The organism is Pseudorhizobium sp. NPDC055634 (genome assembly GCF_053618655.1).
Genome location: NZ_JBSHHW010000007.1, coordinates 76,111 through 98,392, shown reverse-complemented (window position 1 = coordinate 98,392; position 22,282 = coordinate 76,111). Strand labels below are relative to the sequence as shown.

At 59.0% G+C, this 22,282-nt stretch carries 16 protein-coding genes and 4 pseudogenes; 13 read left to right on the top strand and 7 right to left on the bottom strand.

Going from position 1 to position 22,282, the window contains the following annotated elements; translation table 11 throughout:
• Positions 1–405: 405 nt before the first annotated feature.
• Together ACWGPT_RS13100 and ACWGPT_RS13095 are read right to left on the bottom strand one after the other, a co-directional pair.
• Positions 406–1,504, bottom strand: a pseudogene (locus ACWGPT_RS13100) (IS3 family transposase).
• 419 nt (positions 1,505–1,923) lie between these two features.
• Positions 1,924–2,133 carry a hypothetical protein gene (locus ACWGPT_RS13095; protein ID WP_452606050.1) on the bottom strand — a complete coding sequence of 70 codons (210 nt, stop codon included), beginning with the start codon at positions 2,131–2,133 and terminating at the stop codon, positions 1,924–1,926.
• Positions 2,134–2,291: 158 nt separating this feature from the next.
• On the opposite strand from ACWGPT_RS13095, the pseudogene ACWGPT_RS13090 reads away from it, so the two are divergent.
• Positions 2,292–2,733: pseudogene (locus ACWGPT_RS13090) on the top strand (DUF1612 domain-containing protein); the annotation flags it as partial.
• A gap of 21 nt (positions 2,734–2,754) precedes the next feature.
• Here the strand turns inward: ACWGPT_RS13090 and ACWGPT_RS13085 are convergent.
• Positions 2,755–3,042, bottom strand: a complete 288-nt coding sequence (locus ACWGPT_RS13085) for an HAD family hydrolase (protein WP_452606219.1) — start codon at positions 3,040–3,042, stop codon at positions 2,755–2,757.
• A gap of 312 nt (positions 3,043–3,354) precedes the next feature.
• Between ACWGPT_RS13085 and ACWGPT_RS13080 the strand changes: the two genes are divergently transcribed.
• From ACWGPT_RS13080 to ACWGPT_RS13040, 9 genes and pseudogenes are all read left to right on the top strand, one after another.
• Entirely contained in the window at positions 3,355–3,699 is a 345-nt protein-coding gene (locus tag ACWGPT_RS13080; protein WP_452606049.1) for a hypothetical protein, read from the top strand.
• A gap of 248 nt (positions 3,700–3,947) precedes the next feature.
• Positions 3,948–4,595, top strand: coding sequence for a hypothetical protein (locus ACWGPT_RS13075; RefSeq protein WP_452606048.1), 648 nt, complete (start codon positions 3,948–3,950; stop codon positions 4,593–4,595).
• A gap of 34 nt (positions 4,596–4,629) precedes the next feature.
• Positions 4,630–5,265, top strand: coding sequence for a hypothetical protein (locus tag ACWGPT_RS13070; protein ID WP_452606047.1), 636 nt, complete (start codon positions 4,630–4,632; stop codon positions 5,263–5,265).
• On the top strand, positions 5,265–5,795 hold the full coding sequence (locus tag ACWGPT_RS13065; protein ID WP_452606046.1) for a hypothetical protein: 531 nt from the start codon (positions 5,265–5,267) through the stop codon (positions 5,793–5,795). The genes ACWGPT_RS13070 and ACWGPT_RS13065 overlap by 1 nt, the downstream gene beginning before the upstream one ends.
• Positions 5,792–7,840 (top strand): AAA family ATPase, encoded by a 2,049-nt coding sequence (locus ACWGPT_RS13060; RefSeq protein ID WP_452606045.1) that lies wholly within the window; start codon positions 5,792–5,794, stop codon positions 7,838–7,840. Before ACWGPT_RS13065 ends, ACWGPT_RS13060 begins: the two co-directional genes overlap by 4 nt.
• Complete coding sequence (locus tag ACWGPT_RS13055) at positions 7,837–10,143, top strand: nSTAND3 domain-containing NTPase (RefSeq protein ID WP_452606044.1); 2,307 nt, start codon at positions 7,837–7,839, stop codon at positions 10,141–10,143. Before ACWGPT_RS13060 ends, ACWGPT_RS13055 begins: the two co-directional genes overlap by 4 nt.
• On the top strand, positions 10,130–12,190 hold the full coding sequence (locus ACWGPT_RS13050) for an nSTAND3 domain-containing NTPase (RefSeq protein WP_452606043.1): 2,061 nt from the start codon (positions 10,130–10,132) through the stop codon (positions 12,188–12,190). The genes ACWGPT_RS13055 and ACWGPT_RS13050 overlap by 14 nt, the downstream gene beginning before the upstream one ends.
• A 70-nt stretch (positions 12,191–12,260) precedes the next feature.
• Positions 12,261–14,183: a hypothetical protein gene (locus ACWGPT_RS13045; RefSeq protein WP_452606229.1), complete on the top strand. Its 1,923-nt coding sequence runs from the start codon at positions 12,261–12,263 to the stop codon at positions 14,181–14,183.
• Between the two features lie 251 nt (positions 14,184–14,434).
• A pseudogene (locus ACWGPT_RS13040) lies at positions 14,435–15,296 on the top strand (transposase); the annotation flags it as partial.
• A 405-nt stretch (positions 15,297–15,701) separates the two neighbouring features.
• Here the strand turns inward: ACWGPT_RS13040 and ACWGPT_RS13035 are convergent.
• From ACWGPT_RS13035 to ACWGPT_RS13025, 3 genes are read right to left on the bottom strand one after another with little or no spacing between them, the layout of a single operon-like run.
• A complete protein-coding gene (locus ACWGPT_RS13035; protein ID WP_452606042.1) occupies positions 15,702–16,691 on the bottom strand; it encodes a TRAP transporter substrate-binding protein in 990 nt (329 codons plus the stop codon).
• A gap of 25 nt (positions 16,692–16,716) precedes the next feature.
• Positions 16,717–17,982 (bottom strand): TRAP transporter large permease, encoded by a 1,266-nt coding sequence (locus ACWGPT_RS13030; RefSeq protein ID WP_452606041.1) that lies wholly within the window; start codon positions 17,980–17,982, stop codon positions 16,717–16,719.
• The gene (locus ACWGPT_RS13025) at positions 17,982–18,602 is read right to left on the bottom strand and encodes a TRAP transporter small permease (protein WP_452606040.1); all 621 of its coding nucleotides are present in this window, start codon (positions 18,600–18,602) and stop codon (positions 17,982–17,984) included. Before ACWGPT_RS13025 ends, ACWGPT_RS13030 begins: the two co-directional genes overlap by 1 nt.
• Positions 18,603–18,673: 71 nt before the next feature.
• On the opposite strand from ACWGPT_RS13025, the gene ACWGPT_RS13020 reads away from it, so the two are divergent.
• Both ACWGPT_RS13020 and ACWGPT_RS13015 read left to right on the top strand, forming a co-directional pair.
• Positions 18,674–19,348: a GntR family transcriptional regulator gene (locus ACWGPT_RS13020; RefSeq protein ID WP_452606039.1), complete on the top strand. Its 675-nt coding sequence runs from the start codon at positions 18,674–18,676 to the stop codon at positions 19,346–19,348.
• Between the two features lie 45 nt (positions 19,349–19,393).
• Positions 19,394–20,356 (top strand): dihydrodipicolinate synthase family protein, encoded by a 963-nt coding sequence (locus ACWGPT_RS13015; protein ID WP_452606038.1) that lies wholly within the window; start codon positions 19,394–19,396, stop codon positions 20,354–20,356.
• Between the two features lie 121 nt (positions 20,357–20,477).
• Here the strand turns inward: ACWGPT_RS13015 and ACWGPT_RS13010 are convergent.
• A pseudogene (locus tag ACWGPT_RS13010) lies at positions 20,478–21,211 on the bottom strand (nucleotidyl transferase AbiEii/AbiGii toxin family protein); the annotation flags it as partial.
• A 279-nt stretch (positions 21,212–21,490) separates the two neighbouring features.
• Here ACWGPT_RS13010 and ACWGPT_RS13005 point away from each other — a divergent pair.
• A complete protein-coding gene (locus ACWGPT_RS13005) occupies positions 21,491–22,282 on the top strand; it encodes a shikimate dehydrogenase family protein (protein ID WP_452606037.1) in 792 nt (263 codons plus the stop codon).

Below are 22,282 nucleotides of genomic sequence, written 5' to 3'. Positions count from 1 at the left end.
GGAGTCGGATAAGCGCGATCGTACAAGACGGCTCTATCGAGCACTCGCTGTATTTGTCTACGGCTCCATCATGATTGCGCGGCACTCTCCCAGCAGCCGCTGCCCGGTTCTTTGAGAAAGTCTGTCGCACCTCCTCCCGGCAGGCCTCGTTTCGTCCACCACCGGTGGGCTAGTGTTGGGAAAATATGTCGGCAATCGGGGCGAATGCTTCCCCGGACCAGGAATCGGAGAATGTGGTGGGCCTTACGCGTGCATGAGTTCGCAGGCCTCATTTATCCCACGAAGAACTTTCCACTGATTTGACCTTGCCCCCAAGTTTTATCCAGTTTTGAGTTCGCTCCGGCAGTTTTTGAAGTGCACCCCGATTTTGGGCCAGCGGGAGCTGGAATTTTCCGGGGTCATGGCTCAGTTCGGCGGGGGTGCCGATGAGCCGTTCATGAGCGATATCGGCACCTTGGTGCCGATCGCGCTGTGTGGCCGGAACTCGTTATAGTCTCTACGCCAATCCTCCATCTTCGATCGCGCGTCGTCAAGGCTCATGAACCAGTGGGCGTTGAGGCACTCGGCGCGGAACTTGCCGTTGAAGCTTTCGATGTAGCTGTTGTCTGTCGGTTTACCCGGCCGCGAGAAGTCGAGCACGACACCCTTGTGATAGGCCCATAGGTCGAGGTCTCGCGAGATGAACTCGCTGCCGTTATCGACGCGAATGGTGGCCGGGTAGCCTAGCTGCCTGCAGACGCGCTCAAGGGTCTGAAGCACGTCCTCGCCCTTGTAGCTGAAGCGTGCATCAACCACCGGTGAGAAGCGCGAGAAGGTGTCGACTACTGTCAGCACCCTGATCTTGCGGCCCGTTGCCAACTGGTCATGAACGAAATCCATAGCCCAGACATCGTTGGAATGCGTCGGCTCCGTGCGGTCAGACCGCAGCTTTGCCATGCCCGGCGTTTGGATACCTTGTTGCGGAGCTGCAGATCCATCTCTTTGTAAAGGCGATAGATTCGCTTCGCGTTGACGGACCAGCCGTCACGCTTCAGCAGGACATGGACGCGACGATAGCCGTAGCGCACACGGGTCTGGCAGATGTCGTTGACCCTGAGCTTCAGTTCGGCCTGCTCGCCGCGCCTGGACTTGTAGACATAAAGCGATCGGTCGATCTTCAGAACAGCACAGGCCCGGCGTGTGGATACGTTCCAGTCGGACCGGACCTTATCGATAAGCGAACGCTTGCGAACAGGCCTCAGAGCTTTTTTGACAACACATCCTGAAGCATGGCCTTGTCGAGAGAAAGGTCGGCGACGATACGCTTCAGCTTGGCATTCTCCTCCTCGAGCTGCCGAAGACGCTTCATCTCAGACGGCATCAGGCCCGAATACTTCTTGCGCCAGTTATAGAAGGTCGCATCGGAAATCCCGGCCTTGCGGCACACCTCCCCGATCGGCGTTCCATCCTCCGCCTGCTTCAACACAAATGCAATCTGCGCTTCTGAAAACTTGGACGCCTTCATCGAATTCTCCTCTTCTTCCCAGCAGGGATCATAAGTGGAAAATTCCAGCTCCGAATGGCACAATTTATTGGGGGCACGTCACCAAATCAGCGCGATTTTTGGAAAAGCGCCACCAAATCGGCGCAGGGGGGCGCCACCAAATCAGCGCGCGGTCTTGGTAAGCCCCGTGTTCATTGATGCCAAAGGGGTGAAGCGCGACCAAATCAGCGCGGATTTTTGAAGAAGCGCCACCAAATCAGCGCCGGAGCGCCGCCAAATCGGCGCGCAGGGGGCGCCACCAAATCAGCGCGCGGTCTTGGTAAGCCCTGTGTTCATTGATGCCAAAGGGGTAAAGCGCCACCAAATCAGGGCAACCGTTGGGGCTCTGGTATTCCGCTAACGGGAATGGAGTTTTATGCGGCAACGTTGAAGCCGAATGATTACTCCTCCTCGAGCAAGCCATCGAAAACCTCAAGCAGGGCGTCGACAATCGCCTGACCGAGTGCATTACCTGTTTCAGCGATCTGCCCCTCATCCATGTCGCGTGCCGCCAGCGCAAGGTTGCCACCTTGTTCAGCAACGATGGCACGGGAACGTTCGATCGCCCATTGAGCGAAGTCTGCGCGATTGCTGATAGTTGAGGTTTCCATGGGGGATCCAATCTTAGATGATCGTCAACGATTGAAGCTTATCGTCTATATGCGCGAGGAGTTGTGCGTTCGCGCGTCTTTCCGTAGCCGATACCCTCTGAACTGCAGGGGTGCAAGCCGACGTATACCGCGTTCTCAATGGTCTCAGGACCAGAACCGTGGCATCTTACGATCTCGCGAAATTGCCCATCTCCACCCTGCTGAAACCCGTCGCCGACGCCAGCGCCTTGCTCGCCTGGATGAAAGAATCGCGCGGTCTCAGGTCGGGCAGGGCTGCATTGAGCGGCAAGATTTCACCGACGCCTGCGCCTCCCTCTGGATCGACGGCGAACTCGTCCACCTCGAACGTCCTCCACGACGCCACCCGCGACATCCGCACCCCCACCCACGAACGCAAAACCATCGGGCGGCCATCAATCTCGGCCTGGAAACCATCCCCGTCGATCGGCGCCGGCATCGCAACCGCGAAATCCGGCTGCTGGCCATCGCACAGGGATTGATCGCGGCCGCCGAGATCGGCCTAAAAGAGCATGACCGCCTGGCGTGGCGCGCACCCTGATGCAGCGCAAGCTGGCGGGGCGCCGCGCGTCGTGGAGTCTGAGTAGCAACGGAACAGAAAACCTACATAAGCGGCCGGGACGAGAAACGATTCACCACTTCTTGCATCGATCTGCAGACATGCACAGGGCCTGTCTCAGACAGGCGAGACGCGAGAGAACCGTAGGCGTGTCCGCCGCCCGTAAAACCAAAAACCTTCATACCAGCTCGCTTAGCCGCAAGGACACCGGTTACGGCATCCTCGATGACGACCGTTTCGCTCGGATCAAATCCCATTTGAGATGCCGCATACAGAAAGACGTCGGGGGCGCGCTTAACCTGGCTGACCGAAACACATGTGGCTCGACGAATGTCAGAAGGCCGGCACGGTCCAGATTACCTCGAAGACTTGGCAGTTCCGTCGATGAGGCAACACAAACCTGACCGCCTCCATCAAAAATTGCCTTGATGGCATTCGCAGCCCCAGGGACTGGACGACATCTCCCAGGGTAGCATCACATTTTGCATTATCTAACGAGAACCACTTCGACGTGGATGGAGCCATTTGGTGCGTCGACGTGGCCAACGCGCGACGTGTGCTTCCTCCAACTCTCGCCACTATCCTCACTGATGAAGACGCATTCGTTTTCTCGCTCGAAATGTCAGATCAGTACAAATCGCTGAGTGCTTTCGACACTATTGAGCCAAACAACGAATTTGTTCTCTTTTGAACCTTCTTCCCTTGATAGCCGCATCATCAACCAAGGAGCGGTCTTATCGATGATGCCTGGCCCGGAATTTGATCTGAGAACTTACATTCTCAGGCACGAGAACAAGGATCTGGTGAAGCGCATAATCATACCCGCAAAAATCAAGTGGGAGCTCCGAGATAAGCTCGACCAGGACAATGTGAGCGAGAGAATGCTCTTCCCCGATTTAGATGGCACGGCGAGATTTCTGACCCGCTACTATAGTGCGGGTCCAAACCGGGGGGCGGGTAAAGTCGTGCCTGTCGATCCTATGACGTGATTTGTGATGGATTGCTGCCTCCGGTGAGACTGCTCACTAACGTGCCGAGCAAGCTTGAGAACTGACCAACATAATTCGATACGATACTTGCGAAAATTGGGGCAAGGAAGAAATATAAACGCTATACACGAAGTGCCTATGCTGGGGAATTGAATCGTATGAACGTAGTGATCGACGTCTGACTGACGAGCAAATGGAACGACGTAAGGCGCGAAAGTGCGGGAAACTGACTAAGCACGGAGGATTACTTGACGCCGGAAACAATCGCTCGGCTATTGGCATCGATGAACGCGGGCCGCTTGTTGGTGGTCTGCGGCGCCGGCCTTTCCATGGCTCCCCCTAGCAGCCTTCCATCCGCGCGAGCAGTAGCGAAGCGTTGTTTCGACAAATACCGACTTGAGTCAGACCCCAATTGCGACGCCGGGCTGCGCGAAAACCTGGAGGCGCTGGCAGAGCACTTCGCTGGCCTCAACACCCTGCAATCTGTCTTCATCGAGCACCTCGTCCCGTGGTCGTCTTTTGTTCGGCCCTCGAACACGGGTCATGCCGCCATCGCAGATTTCCTCATCACACGCGCCGCCGTAGCCGGCATTTCGAGCAACTACGACACGTTGATGGAGAGACGCGCGTGGGATTATGGCGCCGACTTTCGTGGCTCGCTCGATGGGGACGAAGCCACTGCCGACAACGTTCGACAGGCACCGTTGCTGAAGTTTCATGGCTGCGCCCACCGAGATCGTCCCTCCACGGTCTGGGCTCCGTCACAGCTCGACGATCCGACGATTTCAACACGCATCGCCCGTAGCAAGGTCTGGATGGCCGCCAACATCCGACAAAAGGGTCCTCGTCGTCGGTTTCTGGTCGGATTGGGAATACCTCAACGCGCTGGTCGGTGAGGCCCTGATCGATGTTCAGCCGCTGTCCGTCACCGTGATCGACCTGTCGCCGACAGACGCCCTTGAGCAAAAGGCGCCACAGCTCTGGCAGATCGCCCACGCTCAGAACGTAACTTTCGAACACGTTCAGGAGTCCGGCGCTGCCGCGCTCGACGAGTTGCGACGGGCATTTTCATCCAATTATCTTCGCCAAGTGCTGGATGCGGGACGGGCCGCCTTTGAGCACGCCACCGGCGTTCAATGTGACCCTGCTTGGCTCGAAGTCGCGGCTTTCGATAGCGAGGCTTTGTACGGGCTGCGGCGGGATGCCGAAGGCGTCTCGGCGGCGGACCCTGCGACGCTCCTGCGTCCTGCTAATCCGGAGGCGCTTGGCTTCTTCCACTTGTTGCTACGTCAGGCTGGGGCAGTGCAAAGCGCGGACGGTTACGACTTCAATGGCCGTAGCATTCGCGTCCTCAATGGAGCGCAAACAGTGCTGGGCACGCTGCGCGGGCGGTTTGTCGAGCCGCCAGCAGCAATGGAGGCCGACATCGTCGTCGCCGTCGGCGCGACGGATCTGGGTGTGCCCGACAATGTCATTCGTAGCGGACGGGCGGGCGATCTCATCCGCCCAGATGCGGGTGGCGAATGGTACGACCTCGCTGGGGCAAGAACTGCGTTGGGCATATGATGGACATCTACATCCAATCTGAAATCCTTCTTCGCGATGCCCAATATGACACCTGGACATGGACCGGGCCGTCAGAGCCGGTGACATGCTTTGAAAACGCCGCGCTCATGGGTTTTGTGCATGTCTTCGACACGGCAGATGCGCTCCTTGGTACATGGGAAGAACGGCAGAAGCTCGCGTTGGCTCGACACGCGACATTCCTGCGCAGCGCCGGCGCCAAGGCTTGGAACGTCTATTCCCTCTTCCTGACCGAGGATTCAGATGCGCGCAGGGGTCGTGAGATTGAGCGCATAGAAGAAGACTTCTCGCTGACCCGAAAGATAGCGCGAGCCTCGATCAGGACGGCCGATGACATGGAGATGGCTTTGCTGCCGCTGCTAGCCATTCGATCAAAACCACTGCTCGGCGCCGCCAACTTTGAAATGAGACTGCGCACCAGGCTCAAAGAAATCTCCCCCGATGGTGTAACAGCCTTCCTCAATGAAGCTACGCCAGCGGACGTCGCTCGCATTCTGGGAGCAAAATCATGAGGCTGGATTTCGTCGAGATATGTGGTTTCCGCGGGTTCAGGGATGTCGCCCGGATAACCTTTGGTCGCGGCTTCACGGTCATCGCGGGCCGCAACGGCGTGGGCAAGAGCACGGTTTGTGATGCTGTAGAGTTCGCCATAACGGGCTCGATCGACAAATATTCTGTTGAGAAAGCCGCCAAGGAAAGCCTGAGCGACTATTTGTGGTGGCGCGGCGAAGGTGTGCCCGAAGCGCACTACGTTATCGCGTCTTTCGTCGATCACGACGGCAAGCCATTCACGATCACGCGGACGCGTGAAGCCGGGTGCGATAGATCTCCTGAAGATATCGAAGCTGCGTTGTGTAGCGGGCCAGTGCCTGATGACGCACTCAAGCAGCTCACCCGCACTTCAATCATCCGCGACGAGTGGATCGCTGCACTTAGTTTGGACCTCACCGAAACAGAGCGTTTCGACCTCGTCCGTGCTGCGCTTGGTGCGATGGAAGGCTCCGAAGCCGGTAGCAGGGCAAAGGAGGTTGTCGCGGCTGCCGAAGCTAATCACACCAAGGATGAAACGGCCTATGAGACGGCTCGCGCGCGTCTTGCCGATAGGCTCACACAGCAGTCGGAGCTACAGACTGCCCTGACCCGATCTGGCGATGTTTCCTCGGCCCTGCAAGTCGTCGCCGCGGCAGCGCCCAGTGCGCCGCCCGAGCTGACCGCACAACTATCTGCCGCGCGGGATATTCTAGCGAACGGGCGCGCCAGGTTGGGGCGCATGAGCGAGGCCGTCCAACTCGGTAGGGATATGGCAGCCGCACAGGACGTCTATAACAATCCGGATGCCGTTGCCGCCCGCGCAGCGGCGGCCGCCGCGCATGAGACGGCGCAGCGAGACAATAAAGCGGCACAAAAAGCAGTCTCGGACGCCGAGCAACGCCTCGCACGTGAAGAAGAAATGGATGCGGTCGCGGCCTCGCTCGCACTTCTGGTCGAGCACGGCGAGAGCTTGGGTCTGCATGACGATCACTGCCCGCTGTGTGCGGCTCATCGTACCTCCGAACAATTTACGGCCGGTCTCGCGATAGCACGCAAGAGGGTCGCGTCGCTCTCGTCGGGCGTTCAGGCCGCCCGCGATGACCTTGCGAGCGCAAAGGCGAATGCACGCGAGCCGGGCCTCACGCTGCAAAAGACCGCCGCCACGGTTCAGGCCCATGCGGACGATTTGCGAAGCCTGCGGGCACAGGAAGCGGCGCATGTCGAGTTCTACGACCATTGGAAGCTCGATCACGCCTATATCCAAGACCCCAACGGCCTTGAGCTGGCCGTGGCGTCTGAACGAGACCGGCTAATCGACCTTGAGCGAGCTATGCTCGTGGTGGAGGCGTCGCAGGCGGTTTCCCGGATGTCGTCGGTCGAAAGCAATATCGCGGTACTGCGTGATGACATCGAGAAACTGGCGCGGGCGGTTGGCCAGTCGCAGAGTGCCGTCACCGCGGCCCGGGAAATCGAGCGGTCAGTCAGGCGTGTGAGCGCAGAGATCATTGATGAGCGGCTTGCTCAGATCAGCCCCTTGCTCAACGAACTGTATCAGCGGCTGCGTCCGCACGCCGACTGGCGCACGATCGACTACAGTATCCGCGGTGATGTTCGCCGGTTTCTAAGCCTGAAGGTGGGTGACGGCCTGAATCCCCAGTTTGTTTTCAGCAGTGGCCAGCGGCGCGCGGCCGGTCTTGCGTTTCTGCTGTCTGTCCACTTGGCTCGCGCATGGACGCCGCTGCGATCGCTGCTGCTGGACGATCCCGTTCAACACATCGATGATTTCAGGGCGCTTCATCTCGTCGAGGTGCTTGCTGCCCTGCGTTCCGATGGGCGCCAGATCATTTGTGCCGTCGAGGATCCCGCTCTTGCTAATCTTCTGAGCCGACGCTTGATCAGCACCGCCACGCAAGGCGGCCGCCGTGTGGATATCGAGCTCGGACCCTTGGGGGCGACGAGCGTCGTCATGGAGCGAGAGATCTACCCGATGCCCGCCGGTGTTCTGCGAGGTGTGAACTCTGCATGAGCTCTGAGACGGAGTTGAACGGGCGTCGGGCACATGGTCCCTGGAGCGATCTGGCGCTCCACACAATCGGGTGGCGCGCATTCCAGGATCTCTGCTCGCAAGTTTGCGAGGTCTTGCTCGGCCGGCCTGTTGAGATCTTCCGCGAAGCCAATGATGGCGGACAGGATGCCGTGTTCCTCATCCCCTCCGAGCCCACGGCCTCGCCGATCGGCACGGTCCAATGCAAACATACGTCGGACGCCGGCAAGGCGCTGAAAGTTTCGGATCTGACCGCTGAGCTGGAAAACGTCGAGGAATTGGTCAAAGCGGGTCAGGCCGACACATATATCTTCATGACCAACATGAGCGTGGATGCGCCAGTGGCGGTCGCCGCACGTGCCAAGCTGCGGACGCTCGGCGTGCGCAAAGTGCATATTTTTGGTCGGCAGCATATCGTTCGGGTCATCAGGAGCAGCGCGCGTCTCCGTGCGTTGGTTCCACAGGTATATGGCCTGGGGGATCTCACGGCGATCGTCGATGAACGCCTCAGTGAACAGTCCCGTGCGCTGCTGGATAGCTGGATTCCAAAACTGCGCACCTATGTCCCGACCAAAGCCCATCGCGACGCTGTGCATGCCATCTCGAAACATGGCGTGGTGCTGCTGCTTGGAAATCCATCGAGCGGAAAGTCGGCAATAGGAGCCATCGTTTCAACGATCGCCTCGGAAAATGCTGACAATACCGTCCTTGCTCTGACCAGCCCGCGTGACTTCGAAGCCGGATGGAATCCCAACGATCCTGGCCGCTTCTTCTGGATAGACGACGCGTTCGGCTCGAACGTCCTGCGCGACGACTATGTCCAGGACTGGGCATCCGCCTTTTCAAAGCTCCGCGCGGCCGTCGCGCACGGAAACCGCTTTCTTCTCACCTCGCGCAAGCACATCTACGAAGCGGCGCGGCGGCGGTTAGGACAGCGAAACCTTCCGCAGTTTGCCGACGAAAGCGCGGTGGTCGATGTCGGTGAACTGACGATCGATGAGAAGACGCAAATCCTTTATAATCATGTGAACTTCGGCACCCAAACCCAGAGTTGGCGGTCGAGCGTGAAGCCTCATCTCGAGGCGGTCGCCGCCGTACCCGGGTTCCTTCCGGGCATCGCCGAGCGCATGGGGGATCCAAACTTCACGAAAAGCCTGGCGCCCCGCGAAAGCGCGCTCGTCCAGTTCATGAAGGAACCGCGCGAGCATCTCGTCGACACCGTCAACGCGTTGGACGACCACCTCCAGGCTGCCCTTATCCTCGTCTATGTGCATCAAGCGGGCTTCGACCCGAACGATCATGATCCATCAGCCGCGCAAGCCGTCGCCGAGCTGACGGGCTTCACCCTGACGCGCATCCAGGATTGCTTCGCCGAACTGAAGGGTTCGTTCCTGAAGCTCTCCGGGAGCAAATGGACATTCGCTCATCCGACAATCTCCGACGCCTTGACGGAGATCCTGAGACAAAAGCCACACATGATGGCCGCACTCATCCGGGGCGCGACCATCGACACGATCCTCAGCAGTTTCACCTGTGAAGGTTCATCGCTCATTCGCGACGCACTGGTGATCCCCACCAGCCTCGACGACGCCCTTGTCGGCCGGCTAGGCCGCACGCCCAACGAGCTGCAACGAAATTGGATGCTCTTCCTCTTCCTGGCCTACAGGGCCAGCGACGCGGTCTTCAGCAAAGCCATAAGTGCTTCGCCGGGACTACTGCGTCGTTCATGCTGGCACACGGAACCGGTAGGGAATGATCCGCGTGTAGCCACCTATGCCCGCGCGCATCGGCTAAATTTGCTTCCGGACGACCTCCGTTTGGAGGCGGCCGATGAGCTTGAATCTGCGGCACTCAAGAATTTCGACGCATCGTTCTTCGGTGAGGAGGACAAGCTCGCCCTCATTCCACCACTTCGGCTGGTCGGCTTGGGCGTTGGCCTACGAACTGCGGTGCTGCCATCGCTCGAAGAGCGCATCGATGAGATTACGGCTGATGCCGACCTCGACGAGGAGCCGGAAAGCCACTTTGAGAAGCTGCTCGGCGTGCTGGACCATGTCGAGACGATCTGCGTCGATGACGATGCCGCCTCACTTATCGACGACGCGCGTGAGCAGGTGAAACGGTCGATCAAGGCGATCGAGGAGCGCAAGCGCGAAAGCGACGAAGAGGCTGACACCACAGACTGGACCCATATCGTCACACAGAAGAAGGACGAGGCGTCGACTGCCGCTCCGCCGCCTCCAACCGCCACCAAACGCTCGGTGTTCGACGATGTCGACAAATGAGCCTTCCAGCATCGACGCTGTAACCACGGGCAAAGTTTCGCCCGGCCAAACACCGCCACCTTCCAGGCAATCCCTGAGAGGGGCGGCCGCAGCTCAAGCGGGGTTTGATTACCAGCTCGACGTCTCGATTCTGGCGGCCCTGCAGCTCCTCCTCATATCTAAGGCTGCGTCGCGCTTGGTCCTGGAGCCCGCAAACGAAGAAGATCTCGAAGCGGATCTGCAACCAAATGTGCCCGGCCGTGTCCAGCCCAGCGCGACTGTGACCGGCAATCAGAAACTGGTCGTCCAGGTCAAACTGAACAATGGGGATCCGTGGCGGGTCGAGGATTTCGAGGCTCTGCTCAAGCACGGTTCCGACAAGAAAGGCGGTCGCCGGAAGGCATTACATCACCTCGACGACCCCAACACGCGCTACCTCCTCGTCACCAATGCGGATGCCACGGGCGCCGCGAGAGGACTACTGGTTCAAGGGTTCGAAGAGCTATCCGACAAAGCGAGCTTTCCCGCTAGCCTGAACGCGACGCTGAAGAGTTCGTCTGAAGGCCGTGTGGCGATCTGGGGGAAACTCACCGAAAAGCAGCTTGCATCCGATATCCGCGAACTGATGTCGGACCTCCTGCATGTTCCCAAAGTTGAGCAGCAGAAACTTCTTGAACATTTACGCCTCGAAGCGAAGCGCCGCACCAGAGGAGGCGCCCCAGGCATATGGACCCGCGACGATCTTCTCGCGACAGTACGTGCGCATGGCGGCTTTCTTGCCAGTTCTGCGAGCCTCGAACACTTCGTCGCGCCGGCAAATTTCGACGAAATGGTTCGTCTGCTGACCGATAGGAATGCGGTGGTCCTTCGTGGCCCATCGGGAACGGGCAAAACCCAAGCTGCCCTGAAGCTGTGCGACATGGCTCGGCGTCGGGACGGGACGCTGGACGTCGTCAGCCTTGGTCCCGACGACGCTCCCACGAACGCGCGCAAAGTGGTCGACACGGGTCCGACCCTCTTCTACGTCGATGATCCATGGGGGCAATACAGCCTCGCCGGCGGTAATGAGGCATGGACCGAGCAGTTGCCGCGCCTGTTGGCGAAAGCTTCGCCGGGGCATCAGTTTGTGATCACCACTCGGAGTGACATGCTGCACGGCGCGGGCGTCGGCAGCAGCCTCGACACCTGGTCCGTCGAGCTGGACGCCGTTCAATATCGCGACGGCCAGCTAGGCGACATCTATGATAATCGCATGGACCAACTGCCGGCGCCCCTGCAGACGAAGGCGTATGAGTTCCGCAAGGATGCTCTCGAAAAACTCGAAACTCCGCTAGAACTCGAACTGTTCTTCAGTCACCTGCAGGTTGGCCCAGAGGCAGAAGAGCCAGATCACGCTTTCTCCCGCCGCCTGCTCGAACTGGCACAGCGCGACGCAGTTGAGGGCGTGGTCGTTCGAGCGCTTTCCTCAATGGACACAACCGGTGCTTCAGCCCTCGTTTGGGCACTTCTGGCTTCGCGGGCTCAGTTCGACCGCACGCGAATGCACCCCCTCCAGCGCGCCTTGCGCGCCTTCGACAGCGCTCTCAGCGAAGCCTTCGGCAAGGTCGTCGACCGGATGGTTGCCGCCCGGCACCTTCGCCAGCCGGCGAGAGTGGTCGCCTTTGCGCATCCCAGCGTCAAACAAGGCTTCGAGGCGTTTGTCATCGCCAATTGGTTGCGGGGCGAAGCGGCCATCGAGACTCTGATATCGGCCCTTGTCCGGTTGCCCGAGGCCCACAGGGAATGGGGATTGGAGACAGCCGCGCGTGTGCTGGAAATGACCCGGTCATTCTCTCGCCGCACCGATATCGATCAGCCGTTCGAGATCGATGATGTCAGCCAATCATTGATCGATGGCTGGCTCGATGAGAGTTTGCTGGATCCACGATCGAAGTTTGCGCCGTTGCTCGAACTTGCGTCGGAGGTCGGAAGCGACGCATCCATCCCCAGCCGAGTAGCGCGATGGCTCCTGAAAGGCACAGCGCGGCGCTTCGGTCTTTATCCGAAACTGGCAGCCCCCCGTTTTTGACGACGACTGGTATCGCACCGTAGCGGCCGATCCTGTGTCGGCCCAAGTTGCGGCACGGTTCATCCGAGAGGTGCTCGGCTTCGATAGGGGCAACTACGGATCCAACTTCGCCCAGCGGCTCGACAGTTTCGCTCCCAACCTGACACTGGCCTACCTGGACGCGGCACGCCAGATGGTGGGCAATGGGTTCGAACTGAACGCAGAGGCCGTGGCGACCGGGGCAATTCGCGATCTCGTCGGCTTCGAAAGCGTGCTGCAGGCGTCGCTCGACGATCTGGCCACGCTCCACCGCCGATACGCACAAGATGGCTTTGAAGAATTGCGCGCGATTGAGGACGGGGAACGCGACTACGCTGCCGAAGAGGCAGCGCAGTGGAACCATGAAGGCGACGGTTACACGTCAGGTGTCTTCATCGACGCCTATGTCCGCAGGCTTCGCGCCGAGCGGCGCTGGCAGGTTCTATCCAATCACCCTCGCATAGCTGAACTGGTTCAGGCATGGTCTCAAGATCTGCACAGATCTGCTGACCGCGCGAGCGAGGACGAGCTTAGGGCGCTGATAAGTGCAGGCAAAGGGCTCGACGCAGAAACGAGTATCTGGGCCGCCGTCCGACAACACTGGCACCCCGCACTGGAGGTCTTGCTGACCGAGCGACTAAGTGCGGGGCTGCTCGCGGTGGACCTTCGCGATGACCTCGCTCTCACCGCTCTAAGTGTTGCACCCGCCGCGATGATCGCCGCGTTTGCTGCCCAACGGGAGCATCCTGAACGACAGGTGCTTCTGCTGTGTAATATGCGGTGCGCTCAGTATCGGCTTGGAAAAAGTGGCCGGTCGCGCAAGCTGAAGCGCGTCGCCGATGCGCTGTCGCCATACTTGGCCGAGATCGCCCACGCCCTGCCGAACAAGCGGAAGACTGCGCATCGAGTTGGAGCGGGAGCCCTCGCTTTTCTGACGAACTGCGCGGCGAAATTGGAAGCGGAAGCGCTCGCGCTGGTCGTTCCAGTAATTCGGAAAAGTGGCGGCGATGCCTCAGCAGCGATCGCACAGTGGATTGCTGTTTCTTCCCGCAAAGAGCAGGCCATCCAAGCAACGGAAGCTGCAATCGCTACCGGCGACGCCCCTCTGATCGAACAAGCGTTACGGCACGATCGCGCCGATGCACGTCGTTTGGCGTTGCTGCATCTGGCGCTGACCCTGCCGGACCCATTGCCCCCAGCGATTCTGGCGATGGCCGGAGATCCTGGCAGTCGTGTGCGGCGCGCCCTGGTCTCTATCCTTAGCGAGCGCCCGCATCCGGACCATCTTCGTACCTTACTAAGTCTGATTCACGACACGTGGTCGAGCGCAGAGCCGCATCATCATGAGCCGGAGAGTTACGATGTGGCCCAGGAGGCCGTTATCGCGCTCGCGGCCAACAAAACTTTGTCGGATGAAGTTGGAGATATGCTGCTGCATCTCGCCAACACGACGGATGATCGAGTCCTCAGCCAATACGCGCTCATTGTTGCGGTCCATTGCTGTAGCGCCGGTATCCAACAGAAGATTGCGAACATGGTCAACATCCCGGAAGCCCGGTGGATCCGGCTCGACGCCATGGATGCGCTGGCTGATGCAGAAGCCATCGACCCTTCTATCGTCGCCCAGCTAAAGCCCGCATATCTACTGAAAGCGCCGCCCATTCTCGCCGCACCGGCCGCTCACCTCATCGGCGCGCATGCTGCAGTCCCCGAAGCCGTGCGGTGTTTCGAACGGATCGCAAGCTCGAACAAGAGACGCGCGCTCCTACTCGTCGGCGCCGCTGCCATGGCGCAACGCGACGGCGACGCTGCCGCTCGCATTCTCGACCTTCTCGAACCTGACCATCCCGGACGCCACTTGCTCTCGACGTCCGAACCTTTACCAGCGTCGATTTTGGATGATCTGGGCAAAGTGCAACTACGAGAGGCAGTCCGGAAAAGGCTCGGAGATCGCATTGTATCCGCCGAGAACTAGTCGATCCGAATTTCTCGCGCAGCTTAGGTTTCTACCATGATTGGCTAACAGAGTATCAGATCGAGCGGCTGAGAGATCTCGTGGACACGGCTTATCAGCTGGAATGTTTGCAGGGCGTAAAGTGACGATCAGCGACCATAGAGAGCGGAGGTACGACACCTGAGAGCGACTGACGTGCCCCCAATAAATTGTGCCATTCGGAGCTGGAATTTTCCACTTATGATCCCTGCTGGGAAGAAGAGGAGAATTCGATGAAGGCGTCCAAGTTTTCAGAAGCGCAGATTGCATTTGTGTTGAAGCAGGCGGAGGATGGAACGCCGATCGGGGAGGTGTGCCGCAAGGCCGGGATTTCCGATGCGACCTTCTATAACTGGCGCAAGAAGTATTCGGGCCTGATGCCGTCTGAGATGAAGTGTCTTCGGCAGCTCGAGGAGGAGAATGCCAAGCTGAAGCGTATCGTCGCCGACCTTTCTCTCGACAAGGCCATGCTTCAGGATGTGTTGTCAAAAAAGCTCTGAGGCCTGTTCGCAAGCGTTCGCTTATCGATAAGGTCCGGTCCGACTGGAACGTATCCAAACGCCGGGCATGGCAAAGCTGCGGTCTGACCGCACGGAGCCGACGCATTCCAACGATGTCTGGGCTATGGATTTCGTTCATGACCAGTTGGCAACGGGCCGCAAGATCAGGGTGCTGACAGTAGTCGACACCTTCTCGCGCTTCTCACCGGCGGTTGATGCACGCTTCAGCTACAAGGGCGAGGACGTGCTTCAGACCCTTGAGCGCGTCTGCAGGCAGCTAGGCTACCCGGCCACCATTCGCGTCGATAACGGCAGCGAGTTCATCTCGCGAGACCTCGACCTATGGGCCTATCACAAGGGTGTCGTGCTCGACTTCTCGCGGCCGGGTAAGCCGACAGACAACAGCTACATCGAAAGCTTCAACGGCAAGTTCCGCGCCGAGTGCCTCAACGCCCACTGGTTCATGAGCCTTGACGACGCGCGATCGAAGATGGAGGATTGGCGTAGAGACTATAACGAGTTCCGGCCACACAGCGCGATCGGCACCAAGGTGCCGATATCGCTCATGAACGGCTCATCGGCACCCCCGCCGAACTGAGCCATGACCCCGGAAAATTCCAGCTCCCGCTGGCCCAAAATCGGGGTGCACTTCAAAAACTGCCGGAGCGAACCCAAAACTGGATAAAACACGGGGGCAAGGTCAGGTTCACGATCCATCAATTCGGCGAAATGAACTACCTGACTGACCATGATTATACTCCTCACCTCCAGTAGGGGGTGAGCCCCAACTGCACTAACTGTAAGTGGGTACTGAGGTATTGGGAGCCGCTCTTCGGAGCGAAGGTTCAATTCCCGCGCAAGGCAAAGACGTTTCGTCGTAAAGCGTCGAACCGCGGCAAGGAAGAGCCGGATTCCGACCTGCGGCAATCCGGCTCTTCCGTTGCTACTGTTTTGTAGACCGGGGTGCAGCTCTCGTCTGAGAAGTGGCGCCCAACTTGGATCAGATAGTGGATCCTATCTTGCGGAGATCGGCCAGGATGGGTGCCTTAGGCAACCAGATTTTGTCGTAGGCGTCGATAATCTTCCCGGCGTCGGAGACCTGCACATCCTTGACTGAGATGACTTTGCTAAATTCCTCGAGCAGCGTCGCTTCGTTCGCGACTGTCGCATCGATTTGTTCGTCGAGCGCCGATTTGGTCAGTCGGCTAATGAGTTCGCGATCGCTTTCCGAGACGCCCTGCCAGACGCGGCCCGAGGCAAGGGCAACGCAAGGCATGAAGATCGCATTCATTTTCAGCATGGTTTTGGAGACTTTGTCGAACCGCTGGTTCCACGAGAAGTCGAGGTCCGCCTCCAGACCATCAACCTGACCGTTCGACATGGCATCGAACACGGCGGGCGTCGGAATGGGTGTCGGCGCTGCGCCCAGCAGCTCGTAGAAGTCCTTGTAGGCCGGCGTCGTGTTGATGCGCAGCTTCATGCCGTTGATGTCGTCGAGGCCGGCGATTTCCTTCGCGGTGAAGACGACACGCATGGTGGTGATGCCCCAAGCCAGGCCCACCGTCCCCGTCTCAGCGGGCAAGACCTCCAGCAGCTTCATGGCGATCGGATCGCGAACAAGCTTGGCCACCTTGGCAGTGGAGTCGACGACCCACGGAGCGTTGATCGCTGCGACCGAAGGAATGCGCGAGCCAAGTTCGGCGGTCATGATCCAGCCGAAGTCAAGCGATCCGGCTTGCATCTGCTGCATCATGGCAGCTTCGGTGCCAAGCTGATTTGCCGGGAAGACGGCGAGATCCAACCGACCACCTGTTTCAGCCTTTAGCATCTCCCCAAGCTTGAGCGCGGCATTGTTCCACGGGTGGCCGGGGGGAGTAGTAATCCCGAGGCGAAATGTCTTGCTTTCCTGGGCACGTAGAACCGTCGGCGCACCAAGCGCGGCCGCACCGATGGCTACAGTTTGAAGGAGGGTTCTGCGGGTTACGTTCATGTCATTATCCTCTGGAGTTTATGGTTTATCCGGCAAAGAAGGTTGTGAGCTGGGGGAAGATCGAGAGTAGGACGAGCAGAAGGCACGCGGCAAAAAAGAAGGGCAGCGTGACGATGAACATCTTGCCAGGTTTGGCACCGGTGACGGCGGAGGCGATAAAGAAACTGAGACCGACGGGCGGTGACAGGAAGCCAAGCACCAGATTGATCACCGCCACAACACCGAAGTGAATCGGGTCGATACCATAGACTTCGGTAGCGATCGGCAGAAGGATAGGAACCGTCATAATCAGCCCAGGCGCGCCGTCGATAACGGTTCCGATGATGAGCAGGATGACGTTCACCAGCAGCATAAAGGTGATCGGATCGGATGCTACCGTCTGCACCCACGCCGCCACCTTCTGGGGCACCATTCCATAGACGAGAACCCATGAAAACACCGCGGCAGCGGCCACAAGGAAAAGTACTACTGCGGAATAGATTCCGGCCCGGAGCAGCATCTTTGGAATGTCGGTATAAGACAGTTCACCAATCCAGTAGCGTCCGACAAGGAATGCGACCACCACGCCAACTGCGGCAGCCTCTGTCGGATTGGCGAGTCCGGTAAGAATGGAGCCGACTATGAAGACCGGGATGAGCAGGGTCGGAAGTGCGGCGAGTACGATCTTCACCCTCTCCCTGGCGGTTCTTCTTTGCCCCCTGGGGTAGTTGTAGACGTATCCCATCATGGCAATCACGACGCAGAAGATGCCGGTCAGCATGATGCCTGGCATCAGTCCCGCCATCAGCATGTCGGCTACCGGTACTTGTGCAAGCACGCTGTAAACTACAAACATGATCGACGGCGGAATGATCGGACCAAGCATGCCCGCATAGGCCGTCAGCCCGGCGGCATAGGTCTTGTCGTAGCCGGCCTTCTCCATCTCTGGGACCATCATCTGTGCCATTATGGCGACCTGAGCGGTAGCCGAGCCAAGGATGGATGCGACGAACATGTTCGCAAGCAAGTTCACATAGGCGAGGCCGCCCCGCAACGAACCGATGAAGGCCATCGTCATGTCGATGATGCGTCGTGTAATTCCGCCGCCATTCATGACTTCACCGATCAGCACGAAAAGCGGGATTGCGATCAGCCCGTAGTTGTCTACGCCCCCGAACAGTTGCATTGGAAGACTGTCGAACAACAGCATATTGCCGCTGTCCAGAACGTAGATCATGCTGACGAGCAGAAGGCAGAGGCCGATCGGAACCCCGACCATCATCAGAACTACGAATGCGGCTGTTGTCACCATCAGTTCACGACCTCGGCGTTTGAGAAATCCGGACGTAGGCGGGCCGGCGCCAACCGCAGGTCCTCGACGACGTTCGCGACCGCGTGGATGAACATGGTTACCGCGAAGATCGGTATGACGAGGCTGACAGCCCAGGTCGGCCAGCGAAGGGTCTGCGTCTGCTCCGTGTATAGGAAATTGAAGCTGACCCCGGCATAAGCCTTAGCATCAAAGCCCGCGCTCGCGATTCCTACTGGGTCCATCCACCGCCAGCACATTACTCCCAGAGCAAATGCGAACGCCGCGCTGAATACGCTGGCGAGCGCCTTCAACCTGCCTGCATTCACATCGGAAAGCCTGTCCGAGAGGAGGGTGACCGAAAAGTCCAGCCTCAGGCGGGTTAGCGCTGAAGCTCCGATAAAGGCGAGCCACACCATTGAGAAGACTGCAGCCTCATCGACCCAATAGAGCGGGATGCCGGCGTAGCGCGTAACCACGTTCAAGATGATGAACAGGAGCAGGAGCGCCATCAGTAGGCTCACTACGGCCTTCTCGACGATTAGGACGGCCTCGGAAAGCTGTATTGCGAGGCGAAAGGTCGCCTTGGGCTGTCCACCAGATTGAAGCGACGTATTGCTCATCCAAGTTCCCTTGTTTTTTTATAACGTAGATTTTATACATTTTCTAAGTCAATGCCTCCCGTGGATTTTTTATGCGTGCAAAATCGTCTCTCGGGCCACGGACGCTCTCTGGAGCCCTGGTCGAAGAAATAAGGCAAGGAATTTTGTCCGGTCGCTATCCTGCCGGCACGCAGCTTCGTCAGGACGCCCTGGCGGAAGACTTCAGCGTGAGCCGCATTCCGATCAGAGAAGCGCTATTCCAACTTGAGGCCGAAGGCTTCGTGAAGATCGTTCCGCAGAAGGGCGCGGTCGTTTCCGAACTGTCCCGCGAAGAAATAAATGATGTCTTCGATCTCCGGATTCTGCTGGAGCCGCGGCTGTTGCTAGCCTCAGCGCCCAAGCTGACCGATCGTGATTATGAGTGGGTCCTCGCCAAGCACGAGGCGTATGTTGAAGCCATCTCCTCGAGGTCTGTACATGACTACGGTCGAATGAACGCGGACCTCCACCTGTCCCTCTATCATCATGCCGACCTGCCTCGAACGCAGCAGATCGTTGTCGCCCTTCTGCAGACCAGCGAGCGATACACCCGAATTCAGCTATCCAACCCGCAAGCCATGCAACGGGCGATGGCAGAGCATGCGCAACTCATAGCTCTTTGCCAGTCAGGGCAGTTCGGACGTGCCGGAGAATTTCTTGCCGATCACGTCTCGGCAGTGCGTGACGACCTGATGAAGGCATTCAGCACCTCCCCCTGGCTCTCATGACAAGGCCGTAATCCATCTAATCCAGAAACACGAAAAGGATATTACGTGAACGCACAGATTTTCTCCGGTGTGATACCGGCTCTAATGACTCCCTGCAAAGATGACCGCTCGCCCGATTTCGACGCCTTGGTGCGAAAGGGGGCCGAACTGATTGCCAAGGGAATGTCCGCGGTCGTGTACTGCGGGTCCATGGGTGACTGGCCGCTCCTGTCGGACGCTCAGCGAAGGGAAGGCGTTGAACGTCTGGTCACAGCCGGGATCCCAGTGATCGTGGGAACAGGGGCAGTGAACACCGCATCGGCCGTGGCACACGCCGCTCACGCTCAGGAAGTGGGCGCGAAAGGTTTGATGGTCATTCCGCGTGTTCTCTCCCGGGGAACGGTTATCACCGCGCAGAAGGCTCACTTTAAGGCCATCTTGTCGGCAGCTCCCGACCTGCCAGCTGTCATCTATAATAGCCCGTATTATGGCTTCGCTACGCGAGCAGATCTGTTCTTTGCCCTGCGGGCGGAGCATCCGAATCTTATCGGCTTCAAGGAATTCGGCGGTGCCGCCGACATGCGCTACGCGGCTGAAAACATCACCAGCCGTGATGACCAAGTCGCGCTGATGATCGGCGTCGACACCTGCGTCGTCCATGGTTTCGTCAACTGCGGGGCAGTCGGCGCCATTACCGGCATCGGATGCGTTCTTCCGAAGGAAGTCCTTCACCTGTGCAATTTGGCGCAAGCAGCAGCAAAGGGCGACCCGGAAGCACGTCAGCGCGCATTGGAGCTGGAATCCGCCTTGGGAGTTCTCTCCTCCTTTGACGAGGGACCCGATCTGGTACTCTACTTCAAGCACATGATGGTCTTGAAGGGTAACAGCGAATACGCTCTTCACTTCAACGCAAGCGACGAGCTTTCTTCAAGTCAGCGCGGCTATGTGGAGGCTCAGTTGGAGCTCTTTGACAAGTGGTACGCCGAATGGAGTGAGCTGCCGGGCGCAGTACAGAGTTTCAAGTCTTAGCAGCTATCGTTCATATCCGCTGGCGGCCGGCCGCCAGCGGAAGGCATTTTGAGTCGCCCCAAGCTTCGAAGGGAAGAGGTGTGCGGGGCCCACGGTTCGATTCCGTTCAAGGCGGTTAAAGCTATTTGCCTGTATTCTCCGATCCCGACGTGTCGGCTTTGTTGGCGCGTGCCTGGATTTGCGCGCATCGCTCGATCAGGTGCTCGAACGGTTCGGAATCGCCGAGCAACAAACCGTCGTCGACCATGCGCGTATAATCTTCGCCGAGCGGGCGCAGACCTTCTCCGGAGGGTGTCAGAACAAGATTGCCGTTGACGGCAGCGGCGTAGTCGATCACGAGCGGTCGCCGCCTTTTCCGCAAAGAACATGGTTTTGTGTTTCGCCACGGCATTAGCAAGCTGCCGATCGGCGAATGCTTTGCCGGCGAAACCTGCATCATCCAGCCGAGCGACGTCACGCCAGTGGCGGGCAAACCGATCGCCGCGGAGGCGCTGCCGCAGGCAGAACATGGATTGCTGTCCCTTTCTCCCAGAAAGTCCGCTCCGCGTGCATGACGCGGGGACTCGCTTTCGGAAATTCGACGCCATCGACCTGACCCGACGCGTCGCAGTCCACATCGCGGATACTGGCTGGCTCGCCGGTTGACCGGGCGCCGAATTCGAGCATGACGCTCGGGGCGACATAGCCGGATCCGCTGCTCACCGCTTCATAGTCCAGGTAGAGCATATTGCCCTCGAGGCGGATTGCCGCCGGGAGAGATTGATCGCGGAGCGCGCCGGCGATCACCGGCTCCACCGAGTCCGCCACCCAGACCGGAAGCCGTTTTAGCACCTCACTGGTCCACCGTTTCTCCTCGCCATGCCGAGCGCATGCCGCGGAACAAGCTGACGTCCTGAAGTGAGAAGCCCGCCGGACCGGCGGGAGTTCGCATTGTCTCATATATCCCATCTTCCCGAGCTGGGCGAAAATGGTTGCCTGTTGCTCAAGCTCTTCCTCGGGCGGTAGCGGCAGCGGGAGACCCGGATCGATATCCCCGGGCAAGCTCGCGGCAGAAGAAGCGATTAAATCCTCTGGACCAAGGAAAAACGGTTGTGTATTCCATATTGGAATTAGATTCCAGATAAGGAGGAGAGGATGACTGTTCGGCTTGATGGCGCGACCCGCCTGCATTTCGTGATCGGCGATCCGATTGCACAGGTGAAGTCGCCCGGCGGGGTAACGGACCTGCTGCAAGGAGGGGGCCTCAACGCCGTCTGCATTCCTGGCCATGTCGCGCCGCAGGACCTCAGGATCTTCTGGGAGGGGATCGTCCGCCTGCAGAACTTGGACGGAGTCATCATCACGGTGCCTCACAAGATCGCGGCCTTGGACATCGTGGATCACCTGTCCGATCGCGCTGCCTTTCTCGGAGCGGTCAATACACTTCGCCGCACCCCGTCCGGCTGGGAGGGCGACATGTTCGACGGCCTTGGCCACGTCGCCGCGCTCAAGAAGGCCGGCTGCGTACTCGCAGGAAAGCGGGCGCTGATCGCGGGAGCGGGTGGCGCAGGCAGCGCCATTGCTCATGCCCTGGTGCTGGCAGGCGTGTCGGAACTTGCAATCCAGGAAATGGACGAGGCGCGCCGCGAGAGCCTGATCGAAAGGCTAGCGTCCCTCAACCTTGCCAGGATCAGTTCTGGAAGTGCTGATCCTACCGGGTTCGACGTGGTCGTGAACGCAACCCCGATGGGCATGATGGAGGGCGATCCCCTGCCTTTCGACGTCGAGAAGCTCACTCCGCAGATGTTCATAGGCGAGGTCATCACCCAGCCGGCGGTCTCGCCGCTTGTCGTCAGGGCGCGGGAGATCGGCTGCCAGGCGATTACCGGCATCGACATGTTTGTCGAGGTGCGCGACCTGATGGTCGATTTCCTGTGTGCGGCGTGA